Origin of the sequence: Oceanispirochaeta sp., assembly GCF_027859075.1 — a bacterium.
Lineage (GTDB): Bacteria > Spirochaetota > Spirochaetia > DSM-2461 > DSM-2461 > Oceanispirochaeta.
In genome coordinates, this window is the sequence record NZ_JAQIBL010000324.1 from 1 (window position 1) to 3,619 (window position 3,619).

General features: G+C 45.2%; 3 protein-coding genes. All 3 read left to right on the forward strand.

Annotated elements, in window-relative coordinates; genetic code table 11:
* On the forward strand, nt 1-1,092 hold a 1,092-nt coding region (locus PF479_RS18370), incomplete at its 5' end, for an FGGY-family carbohydrate kinase (protein ID WP_298009817.1).
* 9 nt (nt 1,093-1,101) lie between these two features.
* The gene (locus PF479_RS18375; protein ID WP_298009820.1) at nt 1,102-2,100 is read left to right on the forward strand and encodes a zinc-dependent alcohol dehydrogenase family protein; all 999 of its coding nucleotides are present in this window, start codon (nt 1,102-1,104) and stop codon (nt 2,098-2,100) included.
* A gap of 1 nt (nt 2,101) precedes the next feature.
* Complete coding sequence (locus PF479_RS18380; protein ID WP_298009822.1) at nt 2,102-2,965, forward strand: sugar phosphate isomerase/epimerase; 864 nt, start codon at nt 2,102-2,104, stop codon at nt 2,963-2,965.
* Nucleotides 2,966-3,619 lie beyond the last annotated feature (654 nt).

The window sequence follows — 3,619 nt, forward strand, 5'->3', positions numbered from 1 at the left end:
AAAGAAAACTATCCTGATCTCTATAAGAAAACATTCAGCTTTGTTCAGAGTAAGGATTTTATCGCCGGGAAACTGACAGGACACCACGGCATAACTGATTACTCCGATGCCTCTCTCACTTGTGCTCTGGACCTGTCAACAAGAAAATGGTCGCCGGAAATACTTGAAATGAACAAGCTGAGCATTGATAAATTTCCGGAACTACTCCGCTCCCATGATAAGGGGGGCATTCTGAAAAAAGAACAAGCCGATCTCCTTCATCTGCCTCAGGGTCTACCCGTATTTATAGGAGGCGGAGACGCAGCCTGTTCCGCAAGAGGAGCCGGAATAGCGGACTACCATACGGCACAGAATAATATAGGAAGCAGTTCCTGGATATCCATTCTATCCCCCAGCCCGCTCATGGATTCAAAGAGACGAATTCAGAATTTTTATGATCTTGATGGTATTAATTTTAATATTTGCGGCACTGTTCAATCTGCTGGTATAGCCTTGGACTGGTTAGTGGATCAGATAGTAGGGGATTCAGAATCGATGGGCAGTAAATACCAATATTGTGACGACCTGGCAGGACAGTCCAAACCAGGGTCTGAAGGATTATTCTTTATTCCTTACATGATGGGTGAAAGAACTCCTCATTGGAACTCCTCTTTAAAAGGAGGTTTTCTGGGGCTTTCTCTGCATCATAAGAGGAAGGATATTTGCCGATCAGTGTACGAGGGAGTCGCTTTAGCTTTAAAAGATGTCCTGGATGTATTCAGTGAAAATGGAAAAAACGTAACAAGCCTCGCACTGACGGGAGGCGGTGCATCTTCATTGTTCTGGAATCAGATCATGAGCGATATCTATCAGAAGCCCGTAAAAATCCCCCATGCTCCTAAGCAGGCTACGAGCCTTGGAGCCGCCATGGCTGCAGCCGTAGGTATGAAGGTATATAAATCCTATAGCGAAGCAGCCCAGCTTGTTAAAACAGAAAGGGAAATACTGCCTCTTGAAGAGAATATAGAAACCTATGAAGGAATTCACAGGATCTTCAAAAGTATTTACCCGACCTATTCACAGTTATCAAATATATTAATTGATAAATCATAGAGGATTGAAATGAATATTGCCCAGATTGAAAAGAAAAATGCCTTAAGATTTATAGAGATATCCAAACCGACACCGATGGAGGATGAAGTTCTGATTGAAGTCATGGCCAGTGGCATTTGCGGCACCGATGTCCACATTTACCAGGGTGATTACAAAGGAAGTTATCCAATAATACCCGGACATGAGTTTTCTGGAATCATCCAAGAAGTCGGAGACAAAGTCAGAAACTTCAAGATAGGAGACAGAGTCACTATTGAACCGAATTTATCTTGTGGGACCTGCTATGACTGCTTGAGCAATCGCCAGCACTTTTGCCAGAATGTACAATCGGTTGGCGTCACAAAACCTGGCGGGATGGCACAATATGTATGCGTTCCTGAAAGGGCTGTTTTTCCAATAGGAGATCTAAGTTTTGAAGAAGCCGCTTTTATGGAACCCCTATCCTGTGTTCTCCATGGTGTAGAGCAGGTTAATCCAGGCCTTTCGGATTCGCTGCTCATCATCGGAGCCGGTCCCATTGGCCTTCTGCTGCTGCAGAGCTTTCTGGTAAAGGGATGCTCACGTGTAGACGTCATAGACAAAGATGAATCAAGACTGAAAATGGCGACAGCTATGGGTGCATCTTCAATCTCTACACAGTTGGATGTTAATAAAAAAGAATCCTACCATATCGTCTGTGATGCTACTGGTGTCACCTTTATTATGGAAGAAACGTTAAATTATGTGCGCCCCTCAGGGCGGATTTTATGGTTTGCGGTCCCCCATGTTGATGCTGAGATCAAGGTACATCCCTTTAAAATGTTTGAGAAAGAAATTTCAATTTTTTCTTCTTATACATCTTGTCGGAACTCATGGCAGGCACTTGAAATGATACAAAATAAAAGAATCAACGTCAGTAAACTGATTTCTCACAGAATTCCGTTAAAAGATTTTGAGAAAGGCTTGAAAATTCTGCAGAACCATTCTGAACCTGCAATGAAGATTCTAGTTCTACCACAGGAGGATTAATATGAGATCTATTGGAATATACTACGCCTATTGGACGGACAGCTGGGAGGCCGATTTCCTTCCCTTTATCCCGAAGGTTAAAGCCCTTGGTTTTGATCAGCTTGAAATCAATGGCGGTGCCCTTGTAAAACTCACAGGGCAGCAAAGAATGAAGCTCAAAGAAAGTGCAGAAGAAAACGGCATATCTCTCAGCTATGGCATTGGACTAACTGCGAACTATGATGTGTCTTCACTCAATGAAAATATACGCCGGGAAGGTGTTAATTTCATGAAACGCATGATAAGTGCTGTGGCCGATATGGGAGGTGGTATGATTGGGGGGACCGTTCATAGTTACTGGCCCGCTACTCCACCCGGGAATCTATCGGTTAAAGAAAATATATTAAAAAAAAGCCATCAGAGCATGAAAGAAATGATACCTCTGGCAGAAGACTTGAATGTCATATTGAATGTAGAAGTCATCAATCGATTTGAACAATTTCTTCTCAATACTTGCCAGGAAGCTGTTGATTATGTCGAAGAAGTGAACAGTCCGAACTGTAAAATTCTCTTAGATACTTTCCATATGAACATTGAGGAAGATTCCTTTTTCGATGCCATTAAATTGGCAGGCCCTCACCTTGCAGCTCTGCATCTGGGTGAAACAAACAGAAAGCCGCCTGGATGCGGAAGAATACCCTGGGCCGAAATCAAAACCGCCCTGGATGCTATTGATTTTAATGGGCCACTGGTCATGGAACCATTTATCAGACCGGGAGGGCAGGTTGGTAAAGATATTGCCCTCTGGCGGGACTTGATGCCGGGAGCAGACTTAGACAAGGAAGCAACCAAAGCCGCAGATTTTGTCAGAAAAACCCTCTGTTAGGGAGGTCAGTTGAAATGAAATCCCCTGCAAAGGGGTTTTCTATCCTTCCGGTCGTCGCCTGGACGAGAAAAAGCCCCAATCCGAAAACTGGGGCTTTTAATTGTTTAAACCGGCGACTCACCCCGCCCTAACGGGCTTCGTCACGTTGTTTGCCTTCGTCACGTTGTTTGCCTTCGGCAAACAACTTGCTACGGTCGTCGCCTGGACGAGAAAAAGCCCCAATCCGTAGACTGGGGCTTTTTAATTTGTTTAAACCGGCGACGACCCACTCTCCCACCGTAGCAGTACCATCGGCGCAAATGAGCTTGACTTCCGTGTTCGGGATGGGAAGACACCATCCAGGTTGCATGGCCGAGTATTAAATCCGAAGAATTTATGACCAGGCCCGAATAAAAACATTCCCCCCTCGCCCTCCGGGAGAGGGGTTGGGGGTGAGGGAAAGAAAAACCCCTCGTCTTGACGACAAGGGGCTTTAGTTTGAACTGGCGACTCACTACGCCCTTGCTGGCTGCGTCAACGTTGTTTGCTGCGCAATCAACTTGCTACGGTCGTCGCCTGGACGAGAAAAAGCCCCAATCCGAAAACTGGGGCTTTTAATTGTTTAAACCGGCGACTCACCCCGCCCTAACGGGCTTCGTCACGTTGTTTGCCTTC

Bases quoted from the DNA above. Each gene is read 5' to 3' on its own strand.
- PF479_RS18375 (WP_298009820.1), top strand. From the start codon at position 1,102: ATGAATATTGCCCAGATTGAAAAGAAAAATGCCTTAAGATTTATAGAG.
- PF479_RS18380 (WP_298009822.1), top strand. From the start codon at position 2,102: ATGAGATCTATTGGAATATACTACGCCTATTGGACGGACAGCTGGGAG.